Annotated in this window: 20 protein-coding genes; 17 read left to right on the top strand and 3 right to left on the bottom strand. The window is 69.5% G+C overall.

Annotated features, from left to right (window positions below; all coding sequences use genetic code 11):
* The first annotated feature begins 46 nt into the window (after positions 1–46).
* On the top strand, positions 47–1246 hold the full coding sequence (locus ACFVWL_RS01025) for a heparan-alpha-glucosaminide N-acetyltransferase domain-containing protein (RefSeq protein ID WP_387177488.1): 1200 nt from the start codon (positions 47–49) through the stop codon (positions 1244–1246).
* A gap of 227 nt (positions 1247–1473) precedes the next feature.
* A complete protein-coding gene (locus ACFVWL_RS01020) occupies positions 1474–4731 on the top strand; it encodes a LamG-like jellyroll fold domain-containing protein (protein WP_387177486.1) in 3258 nt (1085 codons plus the stop codon).
* Positions 4732–4779: 48 nt separating this feature from the next.
* Here the strand turns inward: ACFVWL_RS01020 and ACFVWL_RS01015 are convergent, their stop codons facing one another.
* A complete protein-coding gene (locus tag ACFVWL_RS01015; RefSeq protein ID WP_387177484.1) occupies positions 4780–5565 on the bottom strand; it encodes an SDR family NAD(P)-dependent oxidoreductase in 786 nt (261 codons plus the stop codon).
* A 126-nt stretch (positions 5566–5691) separates the two neighbouring features.
* On the opposite strand from ACFVWL_RS01015, the gene ACFVWL_RS01010 reads away from it, so the two are divergent.
* Positions 5692–6300, top strand: coding sequence for a TetR/AcrR family transcriptional regulator (locus ACFVWL_RS01010; RefSeq protein ID WP_387177482.1), 609 nt, complete (start codon positions 5692–5694; stop codon positions 6298–6300).
* Positions 6301–6335: 35 nt separating this feature from the next.
* On the opposite strand, the gene ACFVWL_RS01005 is transcribed toward ACFVWL_RS01010, so the two are convergent.
* Positions 6336–7088 (bottom strand): hypothetical protein, encoded by a 753-nt coding sequence (locus tag ACFVWL_RS01005; RefSeq protein WP_387177480.1) that lies wholly within the window; start codon positions 7086–7088, stop codon positions 6336–6338.
* Between the two features lie 104 nt (positions 7089–7192).
* On the opposite strand from ACFVWL_RS01005, the gene ACFVWL_RS01000 reads away from it, so the two are divergent.
* From ACFVWL_RS01000 to ACFVWL_RS00965, 8 genes are all read left to right on the top strand, one after another.
* The gene (locus ACFVWL_RS01000; RefSeq protein ID WP_387177478.1) at positions 7193–8029 is read left to right on the top strand and encodes an aldo/keto reductase; all 837 of its coding nucleotides are present in this window, start codon (positions 7193–7195) and stop codon (positions 8027–8029) included.
* An 88-nt stretch (positions 8030–8117) separates the two neighbouring features.
* Positions 8118–8687, top strand: coding sequence for an FMN reductase (gene msuE, locus ACFVWL_RS00995; RefSeq protein ID WP_387177477.1), 570 nt, complete (start codon positions 8118–8120; stop codon positions 8685–8687).
* Between the two features lie 33 nt (positions 8688–8720).
* The gene (locus ACFVWL_RS00990; RefSeq protein ID WP_387177475.1) at positions 8721–10523 is read left to right on the top strand and encodes a thioredoxin domain-containing protein; all 1803 of its coding nucleotides are present in this window, start codon (positions 8721–8723) and stop codon (positions 10521–10523) included.
* Positions 10524–10605: 82 nt separating this feature from the next.
* Complete coding sequence (locus ACFVWL_RS00985; protein WP_387177474.1) at positions 10606–11367, top strand: formylglycine-generating enzyme family protein; 762 nt, start codon at positions 10606–10608, stop codon at positions 11365–11367.
* A gap of 150 nt (positions 11368–11517) precedes the next feature.
* Entirely contained in the window at positions 11518–12609 is a 1092-nt protein-coding gene (gene hisC / locus ACFVWL_RS00980) for a histidinol-phosphate transaminase (protein ID WP_387177472.1), read from the top strand.
* Positions 12606–14009, top strand: a complete 1404-nt coding sequence (locus tag ACFVWL_RS00975) for an amino acid permease (protein ID WP_387177470.1) — start codon at positions 12606–12608, stop codon at positions 14007–14009. The genes hisC and ACFVWL_RS00975 overlap by 4 nt, the downstream gene beginning before the upstream one ends.
* A gap of 2 nt (positions 14010–14011) precedes the next feature.
* Positions 14012–14494 (top strand): Lrp/AsnC family transcriptional regulator, encoded by a 483-nt coding sequence (locus tag ACFVWL_RS00970; RefSeq protein ID WP_387177468.1) that lies wholly within the window; start codon positions 14012–14014, stop codon positions 14492–14494.
* Positions 14495–14524: 30 nt separating this feature from the next.
* Positions 14525–15397, top strand: coding sequence for a hypothetical protein (locus ACFVWL_RS00965; protein WP_387177466.1), 873 nt, complete (start codon positions 14525–14527; stop codon positions 15395–15397).
* 26 nt (positions 15398–15423) lie between these two features.
* Here ACFVWL_RS00965 and ACFVWL_RS00960 read toward each other — a convergent pair whose 3' ends face one another.
* On the bottom strand, positions 15424–16977 hold the full coding sequence (locus tag ACFVWL_RS00960; protein WP_387177464.1) for a dolichyl-phosphate-mannose--protein mannosyltransferase: 1554 nt from the start codon (positions 16975–16977) through the stop codon (positions 15424–15426).
* A 62-nt stretch (positions 16978–17039) separates the two neighbouring features.
* Between ACFVWL_RS00960 and rsmI the strand changes: the two genes are divergently transcribed.
* The 6 genes from rsmI (at position 17040) to ACFVWL_RS00930 (ending at position 24457) form a co-directional block, all read left to right on the top strand.
* Positions 17040–17867 (top strand): 16S rRNA (cytidine(1402)-2'-O)-methyltransferase, encoded by an 828-nt coding sequence (gene rsmI / locus ACFVWL_RS00955; protein WP_387177462.1) that lies wholly within the window; start codon positions 17040–17042, stop codon positions 17865–17867.
* On the top strand, positions 17864–18976 hold the full coding sequence (locus ACFVWL_RS00950) for a LacI family DNA-binding transcriptional regulator (protein WP_387177460.1): 1113 nt from the start codon (positions 17864–17866) through the stop codon (positions 18974–18976). The genes rsmI and ACFVWL_RS00950 overlap by 4 nt, the downstream gene beginning before the upstream one ends.
* A 219-nt stretch (positions 18977–19195) precedes the next feature.
* Positions 19196–20845, top strand: a complete 1650-nt coding sequence (locus tag ACFVWL_RS00945; RefSeq protein ID WP_387177458.1) for an ABC transporter substrate-binding protein — start codon at positions 19196–19198, stop codon at positions 20843–20845.
* Positions 20842–21822: an ABC transporter permease gene (locus ACFVWL_RS00940; RefSeq protein WP_387177456.1), complete on the top strand. Its 981-nt coding sequence runs from the start codon at positions 20842–20844 to the stop codon at positions 21820–21822. Before ACFVWL_RS00945 ends, ACFVWL_RS00940 begins: the two co-directional genes overlap by 4 nt.
* A complete protein-coding gene (locus tag ACFVWL_RS00935) occupies positions 21819–22733 on the top strand; it encodes an ABC transporter permease (RefSeq protein ID WP_387177454.1) in 915 nt (304 codons plus the stop codon). Before ACFVWL_RS00940 ends, ACFVWL_RS00935 begins: the two co-directional genes overlap by 4 nt.
* Entirely contained in the window at positions 22730–24457 is a 1728-nt protein-coding gene (locus ACFVWL_RS00930; protein WP_387177452.1) for an ABC transporter ATP-binding protein, read from the top strand. The genes ACFVWL_RS00935 and ACFVWL_RS00930 overlap by 4 nt, the downstream gene beginning before the upstream one ends.
* Positions 24458–24459 lie beyond the last annotated feature (2 nt).

Genomic DNA, 24459 nt, shown 5'->3' with positions numbered 1-24459 from the left:
CGGGATTCGCCCTGCGTACGCCGAAGTCAGCCCCTACGATCAGGGGGTGATCACTGCTCTCGCTCCCGTCCGGTGGTTCCGCGAGTTCGGGCGACCGCCGCGCATCCTCGGCCTCGACGTCGCCAGAGGACTGGCGATCCTCGGCATGGCCGGGGCGCACATCGGCGAGACCGAGGCGTTCGACTGGCTCGACCCGTCGACGTGGACCGACCTGGTGCACGGGCGCTCCTCGATCCTGTTCGCGCTGCTCGCCGGCATCTCGATCGCCCTGATGACCGGACGCGGCGACCTTCCCGAGCGCGAGCGCATCCCGGGCATCCGGTTGAATCTGATCGGCCGCGGTGCGGTGATCTTCGTGATCGGCCTGGCCCTGGAGATGCTGAACACCCCGATCGCGGTGATCCTCACGCTCTACGGTCTGCTCTACGTCGCGGTCATCCCGTTCCTGCGCTGGCGGCCCTGGCAGCTGTTGACGGGCGCCGCGATGCTCGCGCTCCTCGGCCCGGCGCTGCTCGCCTTCCTGAACGCGGTGATGCTGAATCCCTACGGCGCCGGCATCGGGTTCGTGCTGTACGGCACCTATCCGATCACCGTCTGGATGGCCCTGGTGCTGGCGGGCATGGCGCTCGGGCGTCTTCATGTCGGGCGGCTGCGCACTGCGGTGGTGGCTCTCGGCATCGGTCTGGCGCTCATGGTGGTCGGGTACGGCCTGGGCGGGATCGGGCAGGCTGCGGGCCTCACCGGCGGCTTCGGGGCGAGTATGTCGGGGGCGGAGATCTCGTCGGGCGGCGGCAGCTCGTTCATCGACGGCGGCTCCGGTACGGTCCCCTCCGGATGGGAGAGCTATCCGCAGGCGCTTGCCGAGTCCGACCCGCTTCGCGCTGTGCTCGCCGCGGTCTTCGCCGTCGACCCGCACAGCGGCGGCACGGCCGAGATCCTCGGGTCCGGCGGCTTCGCGCTCGTCATCATCGCCCTGTGTCTGCTGCTGAGTCGCCCGCTGCGCTGGGTGCTGCTGCCGCTCGGCGCGCTCGGGTCCATGCCGCTTTCGGCATACAGTGCGCACGTCCTGTCGATCGTGCTGGTCGGCGGTCCCGGAGCGTTCTTCTCCAGCAACGCGTTCTGGGCGGTGTCCGCGATCGGACTGCTCCTCGTCACGACGCTCTGGTCGATGTTCTTCGGACGCGGGCCGCTCGAACGCCTCGTCGGACGAGGCGCAGTGGCGATGGCGGCAGTGCCCCGGCGCTGAGGTTCTCCGTCGACTGCTCTCCCGGGGCGGGCGAAGTGATGTGTTAGCGTGATAGGGCGACGCTGTCTGGCGTTCGCTACCGACCCCCTCTGCGGGTCGGGACTGGGGAGTTTCGAACTGGGGAGTTCACACCACCGCGTTGCGGCGTTCGTCGCCGTCTCGATGACGTCGAGTGCGCGGGGGTGCGACGACTTCGCGTTCGGAACAGCATCGACTGGGGAGTCACTGTGGGGAACACGAGTTTCAAGCGGCGAGCGCGCGGGGTCGTCGCGTCAGCGCTGACGGCGGGTCTGCTGATCGCGGGCCTGTCCGGGGTGGGGGCGGCGTCGGCTGTCGCAGCCGATGTGCCGCCGTCGACGCCGCCGCAGCTGCAGCGGGACGAGAACGTGGTGACCTCGGATCCGATTCCGACGGTGCAGATCGACAACGGGTACGTGTGGGCGCAGACCACGATCGGCACGACGGTCTACGCGGTCGGGAAGTTCGACAACGCCCGTGAGCCGAAGGCGGCGCCCGGTACGGCGCTGACGGCGCGATCGAACGTGCTGGCGTACGACATCGTCACGGGCGCCCTGTCGTCGTTCGCCCCGAAGGTCAACGGCGTGATCAAGGCCGTCGCGGCGTCTCCCGACGGATCGCGCATCTACATCGGCGGATCGTTCAACAAGGTGAACGGGAAGGACCGCTGGAACTTCGCGGCGCTCGATGCCAAGACCGGTGAGCTGGTCCCGCAGTTCGCGCCGTCGATCGGCGGCAGTGGCGTGTACGCGATCACGACCGACGGGTCGAACATCTACCTGGGCGGTCTGTTCACCCAGGCAAACGGCGTCGCCCGGAAGAACCTTGCGGCCTTCGATCAGAAGAACGGAGCGCTCCTGAGCTGGGCCCCGCAGGCCGACCGTCAGGTCGACGCCCTCGTGATGGACCCGGCGGGCGCGAACGTCATCGTGGGAGGACGCTTCTCCACGGTGAACGGCAGCAGCCTGCGCGGTTCCGCAGCGGTGGACAAGACCACGGGTGCCGCCGACACCGCCTGGGGCATCTCCCAGGTCGTGAAGAACAGCGGCAGCAGCAGCAACTCCGGCATCTTCGCTCTCGCCGCCGACGCGAACACCGTCTACGGCACCGGATGGAGCTGGGCCGGCGGAGGGAACCTCGAGGGGACTTTCGCGGCGGAGGCGGGAACCGGTGCGGTGCGCTGGATCGCGGACTGCCACGGCGACCACTACGGCGTGTACTCCACCGGCAAGGTCGTCTACACGACCAGCCACATGCACTCCTGCAACACGATGGGCCTGCAGCCGCAGAAGAACCCCGCGGTGTACCAGTACGCCGAGGCCTACACGGCCGACGCGCGCGGCACCCTTTCCGCGAACACGTACTCCGGGTACGCCAACTGGGCGGGAACCCCTGCACCGTCGCCGTACCAGTGGGCGCCGGACTTCGCGGTCGGCACCACGAGCGGCCTCGGCCAGGCGGGCCTGTCCATCACCGGCGCGGGTGACATGATCTCGATCGGCGGCGAGTTCCGGTCGGTCAACAACGGGCAGTTCGAGGGAATCGTACGCTTCTCCACGAATCCGCCCGACGGTGCGAAGGACGGGCCCCGGCTCTCCGATGCGGCATGGAAGCCCACAGCGGGTACCTCGCCCGTCCCCGGCAACGCCCGGGTGTCGATCCCCACGAACTGGGACCGGGACGACCTGACCCTCACCTACGAGCTGCGCAGGGACGGTGCCAACGAGCCTGTGGCCACCGCGACAGCGGACGGCACCTGGTGGAAGCAGACGACGGTCACCCTCGATGACCCGACGGCGACGCCCGGAGCCACGCAGAGCTACACGGTGGTCGCGAAGGACCGCGACGGCAACATCGCCACGAGCGCGAGCGTGAACGCGAAGGCCACGGCGGGCACCGCCTCGGCCTACTCGAAGAAGATCATCGCGGACAAGCCTTCGCTGTACTACCCGATGGGGAACGTCTCGAAGGACTGGGCGGGCGCGAACAACCCGGTGAACGGGTCGGGCGCCACGGTCTCGTCGTCCGGTATCGAGAACAGCGGCACCGGATCGACCACGTTCAACGGCACCACGAACGGCCGGGTGTCTTCCGACGCCAAGGCGGCGGTGTCGAAGGAGTTCTCCTCGGAGATCTGGTTCCAGACGACCACGAAGACCGGCGGCATGCTCATCGGCTCCGGGGCGGCGAAGACGGGGAGCTCCGCGAGCGTCGACCGTCAGCTCTACATGACGAACAGCGGCACTCTGACCTTCGGCGTCTTCGCCGGCCAGACGCGTGCCACGGTCGCCGGGGACAAGGCGCTGAACGACGGCACCTGGCATCACGCGGTCGTCTCGCAGGGCGCGGAGGGGATGAAGCTGTACGTGGACGGCGAGCTCGTCGCTTCGGATCCCGCGGTGACGACGGCCAAGACCGACGCCGCCTATCTCCGCATCGGCGGCGACCTGCTCACGGGCTGGCCCTCGGCGCCCTCATCGAACTACTTCACGGGTTCGCTGGACGAGGCGGCGGTGTATCCGATCGCGTTGAACGCGGATCAGGTGCGGTCGCACTTCCAGGTCGGCAAGGGGCTCAAGGCGCCGACGGCGGCCTTCACCGCACAGCCGGCCGACTTGAGTGTCGCGGTCGACGCGTCCGGTTCGGTCGCAGACGGCGCCGCATCGATCAGCGCCTATGCGTGGGACTTCGGCGACGGCTCGACGGCCACGGGCGTGACGGCGTCGCACGAGTACGCGGCGGCAGGAACCTACACGGTGCGCGTGACGGTGACCGACAGCAGCGGACTGTCGGCGTCGAGCGAGAAGCAGGTCGTGGTGACGGCACCCGTCGTCGCCGACGTCGTGGTGGCGTCCGACGGGTTCGACCGCGCGGTCGAATCCGGCTGGGGCAGTGCCGACATCGGTGGTGTGTGGACGCCGATGCAGGGCAAGTCGACCGCGCTCTCCGTGGCCGATGGTGCCGGGGTGATCGACCTCGCGGCAGGGCAGACGCGTGAGATGCTGCTGGACGATGCGTCGGTTCGGGATTCCGCGATGACGATGTCGTACACGCTCTCGGCCGGTCCCGAGTCCGGGACGGCATACGTCGGTGCGGGCTCTCGGCGGACCGGTGACGTCGGCTACCGCGCGCTGGCGTGGCATCGCGCGGACGGCGCGGTCTGGGTCGTGATCCAGCGCAACGGGACGGCGATCGCCAGCGCCGCAGTCCCTGGTCTGACCTGGAGCGCCGGGACCGTGTTCCATCTGTCGACCGAGACGTCCGGTTCGCCGTCGACGACGATCCGCGCGAAGGTGTGGGCAGACGGGCAGCCCGAGCCGGCGACGTGGCAGGTGTCCTCGACCGACGCGACCCCGGCGCTGCAGAGCGAGGGATCGCCGTCGGTGTTCTCCTACCGGGCCGGCAGCGCGACCGGCACCAACATGGTGCGCGTCAACGAGGTCAAGGCCATCCGCCAGGGTGAGTGAGTGGGTGGGGGCACCGGCATCGGGTCGGATGCCCCCACCTGCACTCGCTCAGAAGTGGGTGCCGCCGTCGATGCGCACCTCGGTGCCGGTGATGAAGGCGCCGTCTTCACTCGCGAGCATCGCCACGACACCGGCGACCGACTCCGGACCGGCGAAGCCCTGCCCGATCGCGGGCGCGAGCTTCATGAACAGGCTCATGTCGGCATCGGCGGGAAGGCCAGGGCCGTTGCTCTGGTTGCTCTGGCCGGATCCATCGGTCATGCCGGACGAGATCGAACCGGGCTGCACCGCGGTGAAGCGGATCCCGCTCTTGGCGTACTCGGCGGCGAGCGCGTGGGTCATCGACTGCACGCCGCCCTTGCTGGCCGCGTACGCCGCCATGTAGGGGTGCGCGAAGCCGGCCGAGGTCGAGCTGAAATTGACCACGGCGGCGGAGGATCCCTCGAGCAGAGCGGGGATGGCCTCCCGGATCACGAGGAACGTGCCGACCAGGTTGATCCGGATGACCTGCTCGAACTGGTCGAGCGTCGTCTCGTGGGTGTGCGAGGAGCGCAGGATGCCGGCGGCGTTCACGAGCACGTCGAGTCCGCCCAGGGCAGTCACGGCCTCGGCGACGCCCGTGGCCACGGAGGCTTCGTCGGCGATGTTCATCGCGACGGTCGTGAGGCGTTCGGCGAGAGGCCCGGCCTTGGCGACCGTGTCCTCGAGGCCGGCGGCGCTGACATCGGCGGCGACGACGCTGCCGCCTTCGCGGAGCATCCGCAGCACGGTGGCCTGGCCGATGCCCGACCCTCCGCCGGTGATGAGAGCCCGACGTCCTTCGTAGCGGTTCATGATCTTCCCTTCGTGGTGGTGTCGTCGTGTCGACGTTCCGTTGTAGGCAGACTATGCCTGGATGGCAGATCGAGCCACATAGGCCCAACCTGCCGCGGAGATCTCCTATTCCCGTACGCTGTGACGGTGGAGACCTCGACCCTCACCGAACGCCGCAGGGCCGCGACCGAGCGGGACATCGCGGCCGCTGCTGCTGCGCTGTTCGCCGAGCAGAGCGTTGCGGGTGTCACCGCCGAGCAGATCGCGGCGCGCGCGGGTGTCTCGGTGCGTACGTTCTACCGGTACTTCGCCCGCAAGGAAGACGCGATCACGCCGATCCTCAGCGTCGGCGCCCAGCGGTGGCAGGACGCCCTCGCACAGGTCGGCGAGCGTTCGCTGCGGGAGCAGATCCCTGCCGTGATCCAGGCGCAGCTCACCGAGGACGGGCGCGGGGACGGGTCATCCGACGGGCTCGAACTCGACACGATGCTCGGCGTGCTCCGGGGGCTCGACGACGACACGGCGATGCGCGACGTCTGGCTGAGGGTCAACGACGACTCCGAGCGTCGACTGCGAGCGATCCTCCAGGAGCGCGGCGTCGCGGTGTGGGAGGCGGCGCTGCTCGCCGCGGTCGCGACCGCCTCGATCCGGGTCGGACTCGAGCAGTGGGCGGCGGAACCCGACGGCCCTCGTCCCGCTATGCGCGCGGTCGACGCCTTCCGGGCCATGTCGCAGGGTCTGCGCGGACTCGACTGACTTCTCTCGCGAGGGACGCACGGGATGCGCCGCGACTAGAGCGGCAATGCGAGATACAGCTGGTAGGCGCCCTGGTCGGCGAAGCTGTCCGCTGCGTTCGCGGGCGCTTCGACGATGTACAGGCGTCCGGGGGAGTGCGGGCGTGACCGGGCATCGAGATGCCACATGACCCGGCTCACGATCGCGCCGTCGAAGTCGTATCGGGTGCCCGATCCGTCGTCGAAGACCTGCTCCGTGTAGGTGGGGTCGCCGATCCTGGCCTGGATGTCGAGCGCGGCCTGCGCGGCCGCATCATCGGAGGGGAACTGCAGCACCGTCACGGTGGCGCGTCCGGTGTCGGCGCCGAACACCGCGGTCGCGGCATCAGAGGAGCCGAGATCGTTCGGTGCGTCCGTCCAGTCGCCTTCGAGTCGCCAGTCGCCGGCCGCGGTTCCGATCTCGTGGGCGGCCGCCGTGCAGAGGTCGCCGCACCCGGCGCTCGGCCGGTCAGCGGCCGGTGTCGGAGCTACGGTGTCTTCCGGCGTCGCGGATGCCGATGGCGCTGCCGACGAGTCTCCACGTCCCTCTCCGATCTCCGCGCGCAGACCGGCAGCGAGAACGAGATTCGTCGCGATCGTTCCGAGGAGCAGGACGGCCGCGATGACGGTGACCAGGATGACGATGGTCCGACTGCGCCTCTTCGTGGCCGTCACGATCCGCGACTCGCCGTCATCGGGATCCTGCGTCTCGGCGGGAGGGGGCGGTGGCGGGAGGTACTCCTCATCGCCCGAGGCGTCACGTTCGTTCATCGATCCTCAGCCTAGGGAACGTCGGCCCGCGGGCGCGGCGCCCGCACCGACATCTTTCGTCACCGGCCGGGCCCGCCTGTCATCACAGGTCATAGGCTGGAGACATGACGATTCCTGCACTCGAACTGAACGACGGCAACTCCATCCCGCAGCTCGGCTACGGCGTCTTCAAGGTGCCGCCGGCAGAGACCGAGCGTGCGGTGAGCGAGGCGCTCGAGATCGGCTACCGCCACATCGACACGGCCGCGATCTACGGCAACGAAGAGGGCGTCGGCGCCGCCATCGCGGCATCCGGCATCCCGCGCGATGAGCTGTTCGTCACCACGAAGCTCTGGAACGACCGTCACCACGACGACGAGCCGCGCGCCGCCATCACCGAGAGCCTCGAGAAGCTCGGGCTGGAGAAGGTCGACCTGTACCTGGTGCACTGGCCGACCCCGGCCAAGGACGACTACATGCACGCGTTCGCGAAGCTCATCGAGCTCCGCGACGCCGGGCTCACGACCAGCATCGGCGTCTCGAACTTCCTGGTTCCGCACCTGGAGCGCACGGTGAAGGAGACCGGCGTGGTGCCGGCCGTGAACCAGATCGAACTGCACCCCGCCTACCAGCAGCGTGACGTGGTCGCCTGGGCCGAGGCGAACGGCGTGCGCATCGAGGCGTGGGGTCCGCTCGGTCAGGGCAAGTACGACCTGTTCGGCACTCCGGCGGTGGCGGATGCCGCGGCGGCGCACGGGGTCACCCCCGCGCAGGCGGTGCTGCGCTGGCACCTGCAGAAGGGCATCATCGTCTTCCCGAAGTCGGTGCGCGCCGAGCGCCTGCGCGAGAACCTCGATGTCTTCGGCTTCGAGCTGACCGACGCCGAGATCGCGGCGATCGACGCCCTCGACCCGCTCGACGGCTCCGGCCGCGTCGGCTCGCACCCGGACGAGGTCAACTGACCCGCGGGGGAGACAGGGCCCTCGGGTCTACATGACGCCCCGTGTCGCCTCGCGCGACACGGGGCGTTCGCGTGAGTACCGTCGAGGCATGACAGCTCCGTTCCGCGTCGTGGCCGTGTCGGGATCCCTGCACGAGCCCAGCAAGACGACCGCCCTCGTCCGCGCGATCACGGCCGCCGTCGCCGAGCGCGCCGACATCGACTCGCAGCTCATCGAGCTGACGCAGATCGGTCCGGGGCTGGCCGGCGCGTTGCAGCGCGACCAGCTGCCGCCGGAGGTCGAGGCGCAGCTGCAGGCGATCGAGTCCGCCGATCTGCTGATCGTGGGCAGCCCGGTCTATCGCGCGTCGTTCACCGGACTCTTCAAGCACCTGTTCGACTTCGTCGGCCAGTACGACCTGGTGGGCAAGCCGGTGCTCCTGGCGGCGACCGGCGGCGGCGAGAAGCATGCGCTGATCATCGAGCACCAGCTGCGCCCGCTGTTCGCGTTCTTCCAGGCGCTCACCCTTCCCCTCGGGGTCTACGCGAGCAACACCGACTTCGACGGCTACGAGATCACCTCGGAGGTGCTCGAGGCCCGCATCGCGCTGGCTGCCGAGCGCGCCCTGCCGCTGGTGGGATACGCGGCGTCCCGCCCTGTCGAGCTGCTCGTCGGCTGACCGCGGCCCCTTCGCGCGGCGTAGCGTGAAGGCATGACCAACCGGCTCGCCGACACTCTCAGCCCGTATCTCCGCGCGCACGCCGACAACCCCGTCGACTGGTACCCCTGGGGTGAGGAGGCCTTCGAGGAGGCGCGGCGGCGGGATGTGCCGCTCCTGATCTCGATCGGCTACTCGACCTGCCACTGGTGCCACGTGATGGCGCGGGAGTCGTTCGCAGACCCGGCCACCGCCGCGCTCATCAACGAGGGGTTCGTGGCCGTGAAGGTCGACCGCGAGGAGCATCCTCAGGTCGACGGCGCCTACATGGCCGCGGCTTCGGCTTTCACGCAGAATCTCGGTTGGCCGCTCACGGTGTTCGCCACCCCGCGCGGGCGCACCTTCTACGCCGGCACCTACTGGCCGCCCGAGGCCCGCCCGCCGATGCCCGCGTTCCGCGACGTGCTCGCTGCGGTGCGGGAGGCGTGGACGCTGCGTCGTGCGCAGGCCGAGGAATCGGCGGATGCTGTGACCGACGCGCTCGCCCGCGCGGCGGAATCCGTTCCCTCAGACCTGCCGGACATGGTGGCGATCGCGACGGCCGCCGAGACGGTCGCGCAGCGCGAGGACCGGCAGTACGGCGGGTTCGGCGGTGCCCCGAAGTTCCCGGTGGCGACGACGCTGCGGTTCCTGCAGCACCCGCTCGTGCGCGAGGGTGCTCCGGAGGCGACGGCCGCGGCCGCGCGGGCGCTCACCGCGATGGCGGGCTCCGACCTGCGCGATGCCGATGGCGGATTCTTCCGGTACGCGACCCAGCGCGACTGGACGGTGCCGCACTACGAGCGGATGCTGACCGACAATGCGCAGCTGCTCGATGTGGCGCGTGACGCGGGAGACGAGAGGACCGTGCGCGGCATCGCCTCCTTCCTGATCGACGCGCTCCGTCGTGATGGTGGCGGTTTCGGTGCGGCGCAGGACTCGGAGTCGACGATCGACGGAGTGCGCAACGAGGGCGGGTACTACCTCCGTCCGCTCGCCGAGCGCGCGGGGTTGGAGCCGCCCGCAGTCGACGGCAAGGTGATCACCGGTTGGAACGGCCTCGCGATCGGGGCCCTCGCACGAGCGGGGGCGGCCTTCGGGGAGCAGAGCTGGCTCGACGCGGCGGCCTCCGCTGCGGAACAGGTGCTGCGGATCAATCGGGATGCCGACGGCGCCCTGGTGCGCGCTTCCCTCGACGGGCGGGCATCCGCCGCGGTCGCGACCGCCGCCGACCTCGGGCTGCTCGCCGACGGTCTGTTCGCGCTCGCGCTGGCGACGGGCGATGCGACCTGGGCGATCGCCGCACGAGGCGTCCTCGACCAGTCCATCGACGGCAGAGCCGGCGATGATCCGCTGCTGTCCGCTCAGGGCATCGCGACGTCGCCCGATCAGACCGACGGCGACCTGCCCTCCGATGCCGCTGCGGTGGCCACCGCCGCCCTGACCGCGTGGTGGCTGGGGGCGGGGGATCGGTATCGCGAAGCGGCGGTTTCGACCGTGACGGCCCTCGCTGGGCGCTCGCTGGAGCAGCCGTTCGCCCACGGCACACTGCTGCGGGTGGCCGCGGGACTCGCGGTTCCGCCCCGCCAGCTCGTCGTCGTCACCGAGGCGCGCGACAGCGCCCTCGCCGTCGTCGCCAGGGGTGCAGACGCCGAGGCCGTCGCCGTGGTCACCACCGGGCAGGCGCGGGCGTTCGCGGAGGCCGGGTTCGAGCTCTTCGAGGGAAAGGATGCGTCGGCGGAACGCGCCTATGACTGCCGTGCGTTCGTGTGCCGGCTGCCGGTCAGCGACCCCGCCGAGGTATCGGTGGCGCGCTGAGGATCGAGCGCTGAGGATCGGCCCTCGCCCCTTCGGCGGCTTCTACGCTGGGGGACGAACCGGTTTCGAAGGAGGAGCGGGAATGACCGTGCAGCAGATCGAGTGGGCCGACATCCCGGCGGGAACACTGCAGCGGGGAACGCCGCTCGATCAGGTCGACGCCCTCACCGTCCGGTATGCCCACACCGGCGTTCCCCGAGCCTGGTACGAGAAGGAGACGCCGCGCACGCAGGTCGTCGTCCCGGCGTTCCGTCTCGCCCGTACCCCGGTGACGGTCGCGCAGTGGAGGGTGTTCGCGGAGGCGACCGGCGCCCGTGCCATCTCCGGCATCGACGAGCATCCGGTGGTCGGAGTGACCTGGGGCGAAGCATCCGACTTCGCCGCCTGGATCGGCTCGCAGCTCGGCGAAGAGGTGCGACTGCCGACCGAAGACGAGTGGGAGAGGGCGGCGCGCGGTGACGACGCTCGTGAGTTCCCATGGGGAGACGAGTACGTGCGGGGGAGGGCGAACCTGTTCGATCTCGGCCTCGGCACCACCACGCCCGTCGGGTCGTTCCCCGACGGTGCCAGTGCGTTCGGAGTGCTCGATATGGCCGGCAACGTCGACGAGTGGACCTCGACCCTGTACGTGCCGTATCCGGGAGCGCCCGATGACGTCCCGGCCGTCGAGGACTGGGCGGCCGACCCGCACATCACACGCGGCGGAGCGTTCCGCCACGACGTGGATCTTGCCCGCTGCGCCCGCCGACACGGGGCGTACGAGGAGGACCTCGTCGCGGTGGGCATCGGCTTCCGACTCGCGGCGTCCACCGATCGAGACAGCGCGACTGTGCAATCTGACTAACCGTTGCCCATGGAGTGCCGGTCGGTTGCGCGAGATGCGCAGCTTCCGGTGCGCCGATTGCCCAGTGGATACGATCCGTTCTACTGTTGCGCGACAGCAGGCGGTGCCGCTCGGGGGCCGCCCATGGATCACAGCAAGGACGCTCTGACGATGCCTCTCCCCACCCGCGCCGGACTCGACGCCGTTCCCGCGTACCGTCAGGGGCGCTCCGCCCCGGCCGGTGCCTCGAAGCTCTCCTCGAACGAGTCCCCGCATCCGCCGCTGCCCTCGGTCGTCGCGGCCGTGCGCGATCGCCTCGACGGCATCCACCGCTACCCGGACATGAGCGCCGCGGCGCTGCGCGAGCGGCTCGCCGACCGCTACGGCGTCGATGCGTCAGAGGTCACCGTCGGTGCCGGGTCGGTCGAGATCGCCTCTCAGCTCATCCACGCGGTCGCCGGCGACGGTGACGAGGTGGTCTTCGCGTGGCGCTCGTTCGAGGCGTACCCATCCCTGGTTCGCATCGCCGGTGCCACGCCCGTTCCCGTGCCGCTCGACGCGGATCACGGGCACGACCTCGATGCGATGCTCGCGGCGATCACCCCGCGCACCCGCCTGATCTTCGTCTGCAACCCGAACAACCCGACGGGCACCGTGGTCGGCGCCGACGAGCTCGAGCGCTTCGTCGCCGCGGTGCCGCACGACGTGCTCGTGGTGATCGACGAGGCCTACGTGCACTTCGATCGCACCGAAAGCCGGGGTGCCGGCATCGAGCTGTTCCGGCGGCATCCGCATGTGGCGGTGCTGCACACGTTCTCCAAGGCCTACGGACTCGCCGGTCTGCGCATCGGCTATGCGATCGCCCCGGCCGCTGTCGCCGAGAACCAGCGCAAGGTGGCCGTGCCGTTCGGCGTGACCGACCTGGCCCAGACCGCGGCTCTCGCCTCGCTGGATGCTGAGGACGAGCTCGCGACGCGCATCGACGAGGTCGTCGCCCAGCGCGACCGGCTCCATGCCGTGCTCGTCGCGGCCGGATGGCCGGCCGTCCCGTCCCAGGCCAACTTCGTGTGGGTGCCGTCCGCCGACCGCACCGCGGAGCTCGAGAGCCTCCTGCAGAGAGGCGGTGTGATCGCGCGCGCCTTTGCCGGGGAGGGCATCCGCATCTCCTCGGGTTCCGTGGAGGACATCGACCGGGTGGAGGCCGCGCTCGCCGCATCCGCTCCGCTCGCGGTCGACGCCGAGCGTGTGGAGGTCGGCGCATGACCGATGACCGCATGACCGAGGTCCCCCCGACCACCACCACCACCAAGGGCCTGCACCCGGGCTTGACCCGCCGTCAGATCTCGATGATGGGACTGGGCGGGGCGATCGGCGCGGGGCTGTTCGTCGGCTCTGGTCAGGCGATCAGCATCGCGGGTCCCGCCGTGCTGGTGTCGTACCTCGTCGCGGGCGGCATCGTCGTCCTCGTGATGGCGATGCTCGCCGAGATGGTGGCCGCACGGCCCAGCTCGGGCGCGTTCAGCTCGTACGCCCAGAAGGCGATGGGCCGCAGCGCCGGTAGTGCGGTCGGCTGGCTCTACTGGATCCAGCTCGTCGTGGTGATCGCGGCCGAGGCGACCGGTGCCGGCGCGATCGTCTCCAACTGGACACCGGGGATCCCGGCCTGGGTGTGGGTGCTGATCTTCGTCGTCGCGCTCACCGCGGTGAACCTGTTCGGCGTGCGCAACTACGGCCGCTTCGAGTTCTGGTTCGCGGCGATCAAGGTCGCGGCGATCATCGCCTTCCTCGTCGTGGGGGTATGCGCGATCATCGGGCTGATCCCCGGCGTGCCGGCGACCGGCATCTCCAACCTCGTCGACAACGGCGGTTTCGCCCCGAACGGCATCACCGGTATCGCCGGCGCCCTGTTGATCGTGGTGTTCGCGTTCGGGGGCACCGAGGTCGTGGCGATCGCCGCCGCCGAGTCGAACGACCCCGCCCACAACATCCGTCGCATCGTGCGCGAGGTGCTCGTGCGCATCCTCGTCTTCTACGTCGGATCGATCTTCGTGATCGTCGCCGTGCTGCCCTGGAACGACCCGGCCGTGAAGGCGGGGCCGTTCTCGGCGGTGCTGGAGACGCTGAACGTGCCCGGCGTCGGGCTGGTGATGGACCTCATCGTGATCATCGCGCTGCTGTCGGCCATGAACGCCAACATCTACGGGGCCTCCCGCATGGCCTACTCGCTGGGGGAGCGCGGACTCGCGCCGCTGGCCGCGACCCGCACGAGCCTCAAGGGCGTGCCGTTCGTCGCCGTGCTGGCCTCCGTGGCCTTCGGGTTCGTCACGGTGGGGCTCAACTGGGCTTTCCCTGACGTGGTGCTGCCTGCGCTGCTGAACGTGGTCGGATCGACGCTGCTCGTGATCTGGACCGCGACCGCGGTCGCGCAGATCATCCTCCGCCGACGTGCGGATCGTGCGGGCGAGGCGATGCCGATGCGCATGTGGGGCTTCCCCTGGCTGTCGTGGCTGTGCCTGGTGCTGCTCGCCGCGGTGATCGCCCTCGCGATGATCGATGAGGCCGCGCGCATCCAGCTGCTGCTCACGCTGGGTCTCACCGCCGTCCTCCTCCTCGTCGCCCGGGCGACCAGGAGCGTGGCCCGGCCCGGCGTCCCGCGGGAGTAGCGATGCGCATCGATCGCCTCGACGCCCAGCTCATCCGCCTGCTCACGGAGTCGCCGCAGCTGCCGATCCTGGAGTGCGCACGGCGGCTCGGGGTCGCGCGCGGCACCGCGACGAGCCGGCTCGCGCGCCTGCACGAGGGCGGGGTGATCGAGGCGATCGTGCCACGGATCGATCCGGCGGGGTTCGGCTACGGCGTCGTCGCGTTCTGCCTGGTCGAGATCGATCAGAAGGTGGGGCACGACGAGGTGGCCACGGCCCTTGCCGATGCGGTCCCCGAGATCGTCGACATGCACACCGTCACGGGGGCCAGCGACATGCAGCTGCGGCTGGTGGCGCGCGATGCCACGCGGCTGCAGGAGGTACTCGACCGGGTCGCTCTGGTGCCGGGAGTCGCCTGCACGGCCTCGTCGATCGCGATGCGCACGCATCTCTCCGGACGGGTTCTCCCGCTGGTCGAGCACGTCGCCACCGACGAGGTGCTCTAGGGAGACGATGATCCCGCTAGCATCGTCGTCATGGTCGATGCTCCTGTGCTCGTGGACCTCGACCGCGACAGCGTCGCGATGGGCGACGACATGTCCTCCCATGCGTACCGCCGGTCATTCCCGGACGGCACACGCCTCGCGGATCTGCTCGAGGCGACGCACCCCGAGATCGAGAACCGCGGATGGTCGTGGGTCGCCGTCGTCGACGGCACCGTGTCGGCGGTGTGGTCGGTGGACCACGGCGTGCGTCTGCTGGTCAGGAACCGCCGGCTGCGGGCGGCGGCGTCTCCGATCCCGGTCGTCTTCCGCTACTTCCTGCAGATCGATCCGCGGTGGCTGCACGAGCGTCTCGCGACGGGCGCTGCGGCGAATCTGGATGCCCTGAGCGCGGAGTACGCGCCGCGCGCGGCCGAGCGCCTCGAGACGGAACAGCGCCGCCGCGAACGGGAGGTGCCGGAGAAGCTGCTCTCCGCAGCGGCCGTCGACGCGCTGGTGCGGCTCGGCGCGACGATCGACCTGCATTCGGACGGGCGCTGTCGGTTCTTCGCCGCGGGCGAGCGATGGGTCGTCGTGCGCGCGGACTCCATGACGCTCGTGTACCGCGCCGAGACGGCAGCGCCGATCGCGTCGCTGCGTCCTCGGTCCTTCGCCGAGCTCTGGCTCGCGACGGCGGCGGGGGCGCGTGGGCGGCAGGAGCGCGGCCTTCCTCCGCTGCCGCCGTCCGTGTCGACGGAGGCTCCGCCGTCGGAGACCATGGCGTCCTGGCCCCCGGGAACCCCGCGATGGTCGTTCAGCGGCGACGACGGCCACGTCGCTCAACTCTCCGGCGAAGACGCTCTGGACTGGTACCGCTTCGCGTTCGGACGCTCGCTCGACGAGATCGTCGAGTCACTCGCGGTCTGAGGGGCGTCGTGGTGCGCCGGGTGGACTCACACCCAGCCGGGCAGCCAGTTGTGCAGCAGCCAGAACTCGTACGGCACGCTCATCCCCGTCCACAGGGGCAGGAAGAACGCCGACACCAGCACCACGAACGCCAGGAAGATCATCACGGTGCGCTCGCCGGACTGGCGGCGGTAGAGCGGATCCTCACGCGTGCCGGCGATGATCCGCAGCGTCATCGCCAGCGCGATCACGAGGAACGGCATCATCACGACGGTGTAGAACTGGAAGATCGTGCGGTCGGGGAACATCAGCCACGGCAGGTACGTGACCGCGAGGCCGACCAGGGGGATGCTCAGCTCCGGGCCGACGGGCTGCCGGGTGATCCAGCCGCGCACCAGGCGGTAGAGCAGGTAGATCGCCGCAGCCACGCCCGCGTACCAGATGAGCGGATTCGGGATCGCCGAGATCACGCCGATGCAGTGGTCCGTGCCGCAGCCGGCGGGGTCGGAGTCGACCCAGACCGCCGTGGGGCGCAGCAGGAACGGCCACTCCCAGGCGGGACTCGCGTAGGGGTGCCCGCGCGTGAGGCCGACGTGGAAGCCGAGCATCGACTCGTGGTACTTCCACAGCGCGATCAGCGGGTTCGGGTCGCTCTGCCGGTCATAGCCTCCGGCCGTCACCAGCCAGCCGGTCCAGCTGACCAGGTACACGGCCAGGGCGGGGAAGACGAGCAGCACGAACGAGACGGGGCCCTGACGGAACGCTGCCGAGGTCGGCCACAGCACCACGCCTGCGCGGCGTCGGGCGAGCGCATCGGTGACGACGACGTACAGGCCGAAGCCCGCCAGCACGTACAGCCCCGACCACTTCACGGCCGATGCCGCACCGAGCGCAGCGCCCGCGGCGACCAGCCAGGGGCGACGCCAGAGGACCGGACCCCAGAACGGATCCGGTGTGTCGGGATCGCGCTTCTCGAGCACCGGGATCGTCCGCTGCCGATCGATGATCACGAAGAGAACGCCTAGCAGGACGAAAAAGGTCAGGATGCCGTCGAGCAAGGCGATGCGGCTCATCACGATGCTGAGACCGTCGATCGCGAGCAGCGTTCCGGCCACGCTCGCGACGATCACGGAGCCGCTGAGTCGTCGCGCGATCAGGTAGACCAGGAGCACCGAGGCGCTGCCGAGCACCGCGGTCGCGAGTCGCCAGCCGGCGCTGTTGTCGGGACCGCCGATCGCCATGCCGAGCGCGATGAGCCATTTGCCGAGCGGGGGGTGCACGATGAACGCGCCCTGCTCGGAGAGCGGCAGCTGCTGCAGGGTGACGAACGCGTCGTTGGCGTTCTCTCCCCAGGTGCCCTCGTAGCCGAGGGTCCACAGCGACCAGGCGTCCTTGACGTAGTAGGTCTCGTCGAAAGCGAGCTGATGGGGATGGGCGACGTTGATCAGTCGCAGGAGAGCGGCGATCGCGGTGATGACGAGAGGCGCGAGCCATCGGATCGCGCGTCCCCAGTCGGGGGCGTGGAGTAGACGGTCACGCAGCTGCCCGTAGCGCGTCGACCGCTCCTCGGGAGCGGGAAGCAGGGGCACGGGAGCGGTCACCGCTCCAGCCTAGACAACGGGCCTTCTCGGTCGGCTGCATCCGGCCCGCCTAAGCTGGGCGGGTGATCATCCTCGCCGCCACTCCGATCGGAAATCTCGGCGACGCGTCGCGTCGCCTCGTGGAGGTGCTGGAGAACGCCGAGGTCGTCGTCGCGGAGGACACCCGCACCACGCAGCGACTCCTGAAGGCCCTGCAGATCGAGAATCGCCCTCGCCTGATCGCCCTGCACGACCACAACGAGAAGCAGAAGGCGGCCGAGCTGGCGACCCTCGCTGCGGAGACCGACATCGTGGTGATGAGCGACGCCGGGATGCCCACCGTGAGCGACCCGGGCTACGGGCTGGTCGCCGAGGCGGTCGCCCAGGGCGTGACGGTGACCGCGATCCCCGGGCCGAGCGCGGTGCTCATGGCACTTGCGATCTCGGGTCTGCCCACCGACCGCTTCACGTTCGAGGGGTTCCTGCCGCGCAAGCCGGGGGAGCGGCGCTCGACCCTGCGCGCGCTCGCGGCCGAACCCCGCACCATGGTCTTCTTCGAGTCGCCCGCCCGCCTCGCGAGCGCCCTCGCCGACATGGGCGCCGCGTTCGGCGACGACCGGCGGATCGCGGTGTGTCGCGAGCTCACGAAGTTCTACGAGGAGGTGCGCCGCGGCACCGCGTCCGAACTCGTCGCGTGGGCCGAGAACGGTGTGAAGGGCGAGATCGTGGTCGTGGTCGAAGGTGCGGCTCGCCGCGATGCCTCCCCGGAGGACGCCCTCGCACAGGTGCAGAAGCTCATCGCCGACGGCATCCGGCTCAAGGACGCCGCGTCCGAGGTGGCCGCCCTCACCGGTCTCTCGTCCCGTGACCTCTACCAGGCCGCCCTCGCCGCCCGCTCCGGAGGGGCGTGAGCGTGAGCAAGGCGGCGACCGTGTACGACGTGGCCGATCGGGCCGGCGTCTCGATCGCCACGGTCTCCCGCGTGCTGCGCTCGCCGGAGGCTGTGCGCCCGGTCACCCGTGAACGCGTGCTCGACGCCGTCGCCGCGCTGGGGTACGTGCCCAGCGGCAGCGCCCGTGGACTCGCCGAGCGTCGCACCGGGGTGCTCGGCCTGTACTTCCCGGGGTTCGATGCCGCGGAGGATGCTCCGCCCCTCGACGCGCTCTCCGCCGCCGACGCCGACGCGCCGCCGTTCGCGATCGTCCGCGACGAGACCGACGCCGACGGCCGACACACGTCGATGCTGTTCCTCGACGAGGTGCTGCGCGGTGCAGAGCTGGAGGCCTGGAAGCAGGGTTTCGTGCTGATGGTCGGCGTCGGCCGTGATGACCCTGATCGATCGACGGTGCGGGACATGGCAGGCCGTGTGGACGGGCTCATGGTCCTCGCGAGCAGCGTGCCGGACGACGTGCTCGCCCGCCTGGCACGGCGCATCCCCGTGGTGGTGCTCTCCGGCCCGCCGCGCGGCGATCACTACGACCACGTCACGGTGAGCAACGCCGAGGCGATGGGGGAGCTGACCCGGCACGTGCTGGCGCAGGTGGGGGAGGGGCGGCTCGCCTTCCTCGCAGGGCCCGCGGATTCTCCCGACGGTCTGCAGCGCTGGGAGGGGTTCGCCGCCGCTGTGGTGGCGGCGGGCGGATCGCTCGACGACGTGACCGTGTTGCGCGGCGACTTCACGCGGGCCTCCGGACGCCGGGCGGCCGAAGAGCTTCTCGCCGCCAGCGCGCCGGACGCGCTGATCGCCGCGAACGACCAGATGGCGCTCGGGGCCCTCGATGTGTTCCGCGGCGCGGGCATCCGCGTGCCGGACGACGTGCTCGTGACGGGGTTCGACGGCATCGAGGCCGCGGCGCTGTCGCACCCGCCGTTGACCACGATCCGCCAGCCGATGATCGACCTCGGGCGGGCGGCCGTGCAGGTGCTCGCCCGACGTCTGGAGAACGCCGACGCCGAACCCGTGGTCGCGCATCTGCCGCTGCAGATCCTGCTCCGAGAGAGCTCGCGGCGCCCCGTCTGACGGCACGCCCGGCCGCGCCCGCTCAGGGCGGCGCGTCGGTGTCAAGGGGTTGCGATCGCAAAATGTATGCGCTTACAATCACTGAGGCGGTGTGAACCGCCCTGAGGCGGCGCAGGCCGTGCGGGTGTTCCGATGTTCCGGTGTTCCGGGTGGGGCGCCCTTCATGACAGAGACGACATGAGGTGGCAGATGTCAGGTGGCAGAACGCCGAGAGGGCGCATGATCCAGCGCTGGCGCAGAGCGACGATCGTGGGCCTCGCGGCCGTCGCGGTCGCACTCAGCGGCTGCAGCATCCAGATCACATCCCAACCCGATCCGTCGATCGGCGCCGACACGATGCTGATCAACGCCGACAAGGGCAACCCGTTCTTCACGAAGAACTTCAACCCGTATCTCACCAACACGCGCACCGCGTCGCGGTGGATCTACGAGCCGCTGATCCTGATCAACCCGCTCGACGGCACGCAGAACCCCTGGCTCGCCTCCGAGTGGGCCCAACCCGACGCCCGCACGATCGTCATGACGATCCGCGACGACGTGAAGTGGAGCGACGGGGAAGACCTGACGCCCGAGGACGTGGCCTTCACGTTCCAGCTGCTCAAGGACAATCCCTCCCTCGACATCAAGGGCGCGTGGCAGCACCTCGACAGCGTCGAGACCGAGGGCAGCGATGTCATCATGCACCTCAAGACCGAGGATGCTCCTTCGCTGTCGATCCTCGGACAGACCATGATCGTGCCCGAGCACCTCTGGTCCGACGTGAAGGACCCCGGCACGTATCGCAACGAGAATCCGGTCGGCACCGGACCGTTCGTGCTCGGCAACTACAACGACCAGCAGTACTCGATGGACAAGAACCCCGACTACTGGCAGGCCGACTCGATCGAGATCGAGCACATCATCCTCCCCGCCACGAACTCGCAGCTCGACACCGTGAGCCGCGGCTACGACTGGGCGTACGCCTTCATCTCCGACGTCGAGGGCACCTGGGGCGCGGCGAGCGAACACAATGCGTGGTGGTTCCCGCCGGGAGGCGTGATCGCGCTGATGCCGAACCTCGAGGTCGCGCCGTTCGACGACGTGAACGTGCGCCGCGGCATCGCGCTCTCCCTCGACCGCGAGGAGATCGCCGAGACCGCCTCCGAGGGATACATGAAGCCGGCCGGTCAGACCGGACTCATCCTTCCCAACCAGGAGCAGTACCTCGATCCGAGCATCCCCGACCAGGGCATGATCACGCAGGACAAGGACGCCGCTCTCGCCGCCTTCGCCGAGGCGGGGTACACCCTGGACGGCGACCGCCTCGTCGACGCGAACGGCGAGCAGCTCGAATTCGCCCTCACCACCGCCAACGGCTTCACCGATTGGACCAGGGCCGCGCAGACCGTGCGCAGCCAGCTCGCCGACGTCGGCGTGAAGGTCACGCTCAAGCTCCCGCAGCCCGCGGGCTACCAGAGCGCGATCAGCAACGGCGACTTCGAGATGGCCATCGGCGGCATGGGCAACGGCGACGTCTACCAGGCGTACAACAACCTGCTCTCCAGCGAGTTCTACGTGCCGTCGGGAAAGCCGACGGCCAACAACTTCGAGCGCTACAAGTCGGAGAAGGTCGATGCGCTGCTCGCCGAGTACCGCGAGACCGTCGACACCGCCCGCCAGGCCGAGATCGTGAAGGAGCTGCAGGGTGTCGTCTACGACGAGATGCCCGTGATCGGCCTCTACTACGGCGGCATCTGGGGCCTGTTCAACGACGCCAAGTTCACCGGCTGGCCGAGTGAGGAAGACCCGTACATGATCCCGCAGAACTACGACTCCGCACCGCTGGGCATCTTCACGCGGCTCGAGCGAGTGAAGGAGGACGACAAGTGAAGTACGTGCTCCAGAAGTTCGGCCTGTTCGTGCTCACCCTGTGGGCTGCGGTCACCCTGAACTTCTTCCTCCCGCGCATGATGCCGGGTTCCCCGGCGGATGCCGCCATCGCCAAGCTGTCCCAGAACGGACCGGTCTCCGATGCCACGCGTGCCGCCATCGAGGCGCAGCTGGGTGTTCCGACCGGATCGCTGTGGGACCAGTACATCGCCTACCTCGGCCAGGTCGTCCGGCTCGACTTCGGCGTCTCGTACACGTTCTACCCGCAGTCGGTGTCGAGCATGGTGTCCACCGCGCTGCCGTACACGATCGGGCTCGTCGGCATCGTCACGATCCTCGCGTTCGTGATCGGCACGCTGATCGGTGTCGCGGCCGCCTGGCGTCGCGGCACCTGGCTCGACACGCTCCCGACGCTGACGGGTTCGTTCCTCAGCACGTTCCCCTACTTCTGGACCGCGCTGCTGCTGCTGTTCTTCTTCGGCTACGTGCTGCACTGGTTCCCGACCACCGGCGCCTACTCGGCGACCACGACCCCCGGGTTCACCTGGGAGTTCATCGGAGACCTGCTCAGCCACGCGTTCCTCCCCGCGTTGACGATCCTGCTCACCTCACTGGGCGGCTGGATCATCGGGATGCGCAACGCCATGATCAACACGCTCGGCGAGGACTACATCACGTTCGGCGAGGCGAACGGCCTGCACGGCCGCACGATCGCCCTGCGCTACGCGGCACGCAACGCGATCCTGCCGAACCTCACCGGCTTCGGGCTCACGCTCGGCGGCGTGGTCGGCGGATCGATCCTCGTGGAGCAGGTGTTCGGATATCCGGGCATCGGGTATCTGCTGTTCAACGCCGTGATCGGGCAGGACTACCCGCTCATGCAGGCGCTCTTCCTGATGATCACCGTGAGCGTGCTCATCGCCAACTTCCTCGTTGACATCCTGTACGGGGTACTCGACCCAAGGACCCGCCGATGACTTCCACCATGAACGTCAAGATCCCCGCCGAGCGCATCGCCGCGCCCAGCCCGTGGCGCGCCTTCGGACGCATGGTCGCCACCCTCTGGAGCAACGGCAAGGCGCGGCTCGGACTGTGCATCCTCGCCTTCTTCGTGCTGGTGGCGGTGTTCGCTCCGCTCATCGCCCCCTACGGCGCAAAGGACAACACCTTCGAGCGCAACGCCGATGCCTCCTGGGCGCACTGGCTCGGCACGACCGCCGCAGGGGAGGACGTGCTCAGCCAGCTCATCTACGGCGCGCAGGTCAGCCTGCTGGTCGGCTTCGCCGCCGGCATCCTGTCCACCATCGTGGCCGTGCTCATCGGCCTCAGCTGGGGATACATGCGCGGCTTCGCCGGCGAGGTGGTCGGCTTCATCGTCAACCTCTTCCTGGTGATCCCCGGGCTGCCGCTCATGATCGTGATCGCCGCGTACCTGCAGAACGGCGGGATCCTGATGATCATCGCCGTGATCGTGGTGACCGGCTGGGCCTGGGGTGCTCGCGTGCTCCGTAGCCAGACGCAGTCGCTGCGCGGCAACGACTTCGTCACGTCGGCGCAGTTCTCGGGCGACAGCAGGACGCGCATCGTGTTCCGCGAGATCCTGCCGAACATGACGTCCATCATCGCCGGCACGCTCTTCGGGGCGGCCACGGCGGCGATCCTCGCGGAAGCGGGCCTGGAATTCCTCGGCCTCGGCGACTCCAGCATCGTCAGCTGGGGCACCATGCTCTACTGGGCGCAGAACTCCAACTCCCTCCTCACCGGACAGTGGCTGCTGCTGTTCGCCCCGGGTCTGTGCATCGCACTGCTGGCACTGAGCCTGACACTGATCAACTTCGGCGTGGACGGCATCTCCAATCCGCGCCTGCGAGAGGGGAAGGGCCGATGACCGCCATGGCACCTGAGACCATGCCCACGGGAAACGACATCCTGCTCGAGGTGCAGGGGCTGTCCGTCGAATACGCCTCGCCGGGAACGAAGCCCGTCACCGCGGTCGAGAACGTCTCGTTCTCGCTCCGCCGCGGTGAGTTCGTCGGGCTCGTCGGCGAGTCGGGGTCGGGTAAGTCGACTCTCGGCTTCGCCCTCACGCGACTGCAGAAGCCGCCGGCGCGGATCAGCGCAGGGCGCATCCTGTTCGGTGGACGCGACATCCGCGAGCTGGATGCGGAAGAGCTGCGCCGTCAGCGCCAGGGCGGGTTCGCCATGGTGCTGCAGTCGGGCATGAACGCGCTCAACCCGGTGCGCACGATCGGCAACCACTTCCGCGACATCTTCGCCGCTCACGGCCATGTGCCCAAGGACGCCCGCGATGCGCGGGCTCGTGAGCTCATCGGCAAGGTCGGGCTCGAGGCGTCGGTGCTCGCCCGCTACCCGGGAGAACTCTCCGGCGGCATGCGTCAGCGCGCATCGATCGCGCTCGCGCTGTCACTCGAACCGCAGCTGATGGTGTTCGATGAGCCCACCACGGCACTCGACGTGCTCGTGCAGCACGCGGTGATGGACACGATCAAGGAGCTGCAGCGGGCCGAGCACTTCACCGCCATCCTCATCAGTCACGACCTCGGCATCGTGCTCGAGGCCACCGACCGGGTGATGGTGATGCACGAGGGGCACATCGTCGAAGATGCCAGGAGCATCGACATCCTCGAACGCCCGCAGGACGAGTACACGCGGATGCTGCTCAGCCACTACGCCGACCCGCGAGCGGAGAAGATCGAGATCCCGGGCTTCCTCGATGCCGGCACTCGGCGTCGGGAAGGACGCTCGCGGACCGATGTCACCGAGACGCTCCCGACCGTGTCGTCGCGCGACACCCGTCGCGCGGATGCGGCGATCGTGGTGGACGGCGTCTCGAAGCACTACCCGGCCCCGCGCCGAGGACAGGACGCGGTGACCGCGGTCGACGACGTGTCGTTCCGGCTCGAACCCGGAGAGGCGCTCGCGCTCGTCGGTGCGTCCGGCTCGGGCAAGTCGACCATCGCCAAGATGCTCACGGGCGTCGAGAAGCCGACCTCCGGCACGGTGCACTTCGGCGATGTCGACGTGGCTTCGCTCAAACGCCGAGGCCTGCGCGACCTGCGCAAGGACGTGCAGATGGTGTTCCAGGACCCGTATGCGGCGCTCAACCCGCTGCACACGGTCGAGTACGCCCTCACCCGCCCGGTCATGAACTACACGAAGCTGCGCGGCCCCGAGGCCAGGGCTCGGGTGCTCGAACTGCTCGAGACGGTCGGTCTCACGCCCGTCGAGCAGTTCGCGGCCAAGCTGCCGCATCAGCTCTCGGGCGGGCAGCGGCAGCGCGTGGTGATCGCCAGGGCGCTCGCGAGCGACCCGCAGGTGCTCATCGCCGACGAGCCGGTCTCGATGCTCGACGTCTCGCTGCGCGCCGGGGTGCTGGCGCTGCTGGAGGACCTGCGCGAGCGATGGGGCATCAGCATGCTCTACATCACGCACGACCTGCTGAGCGCGAGGCTCGTGACCCAGAACATCCTGGTGCTCAACGGCGGCCGCGTGGTCGAACGCGGAGAGACCGCCGAGGTGCTGCAGCATCCGGAGGATCCGTACACGATCCAACTGCTGGACGCCGTGCCGAATCCGACTCGAATCCGATAGAC

Origin of the sequence: Microbacterium sp. NPDC058269, from assembly GCF_042881445.1 — a bacterium.
Taxonomy (GTDB): Bacteria; Actinomycetota; Actinomycetes; order Actinomycetales; family Microbacteriaceae; genus Microbacterium.
This window is presented reverse-complemented; position numbering and strand designations above follow the sequence as displayed.